The sequence below is a fragment of the Anaerococcus sp. C0059F3 genome (assembly GCF_056590475.1).
On sequence record NZ_JBWPWE010000028.1, the window covers coordinates 1 to 1,261 of the forward strand.

1 rRNA gene is annotated in these 1,261 nt (G+C 43.5%); it reads right to left on the minus strand.

The annotated features are described in order from the left end of the window. A 23S ribosomal RNA gene (locus AC1EJ5_RS09995) occupies positions 1–1,232 on the minus strand; the annotation flags it as partial. Between the last annotated feature and the right edge of the window lie 29 nt (positions 1,233–1,261).

The following is a 1,261-nucleotide window of genomic DNA, read 5'->3' on the forward strand; positions in this document are numbered from 1 at the left end:
TACAATATTTCCTAGTTAAGCTTTTCTTACCTTTTTCTTTAGTTCTTTATGCGATAGATTTAAATTCTCTATCAATCCGAAGCTTCGGTACTGGATTTTAGCCCCGTTCATTTTCGGCGCAAACCCACTTGACCAGTGAGCTATTACGCATTCTTTAAATGCATGGCTGCTTCTAAGCCAACGTCCTGGTTGTCTTAGTAGATTCACATCCTTTTCCACTTAATCCAGATTTGGGGACCTTAGCTGTCGGTCTGGGCTGTTTCCCTTTCGACTTAGAAGCTTATCCCTCTAAGTCTGACTCCTTGACCTGATTTTTTGGCATTCGGAGTTTGATAGGTTTCGGTACGGTTAACCGCCCTAGACCATTCAGTGCTCTACCTCCTAAAATCTTTAGTCAAAGGCTAGCCCTAAAGCTATTTCGAGGAGAACCAGCTATATCCGAGTTCGTTTGGCTTTTCACCCCTATCCACAACTCATCCGATACGTTTTAAACCGTACCCGGTTCGAGCCTCCAGTGAATTTTACTTCACCTTCACTCTGGTCATGGATAGATCACCCGGTTTCGGGTCTATTCTAATCGACTTTGGCCCTATTAAGACTCGCTTTCGCTTTGACTTCGTATCTTAAATACTTAATCTTGCCGCTTAGAATAACTCGCTGGCCCATTCTACAAAAGGTACGACATCACACTTTAGTGCTCTGTCTGCTTGTAGGCGCTAGGTTTCAGGTTCTGTTTCACTCCCCTTTCGGGGTTCTTTTCACCTTTCCCTCACGGTACTTGTTCACTATCGGTCACATGTTAGTATTTAGCCTTAGGGGATGGGCCCCCTATCTTCACAACGGATTCCTCGTGTCCGGTGCTACTTTCACTCTGTCCATATTTAACTGTCGCGTACAAGACTGTCACTTTCTTTGGTTCATCTTCCCAAATGATTCTGCTAATTAAATATGATCCTTATTGAGTTGGGCTGTTTTCTTTTCGCTCGCCGCTACTAAGAAAATCGAGTTTTCTTTCTTTTCCTCCTGCTACTTAGATGTTTCAGTTCACAGGGTCTTACTTCACTAAGCTATGTATTCACTTAGTGATGACTATGTCTTCCATAGCCGGGTTTCCCCATTCGGAGACCTAGGGGTCATGGCTTTTTGTGAGCTTACCCTAGTTTTCGTTCACTTACGTCCTTCTTCGTCTTCATGTGCCAAGGCATCCACCTTGCGCCCTTTCTTTCTTGACTGGAAATATTGTTTGCTATTTAGTTTTTAT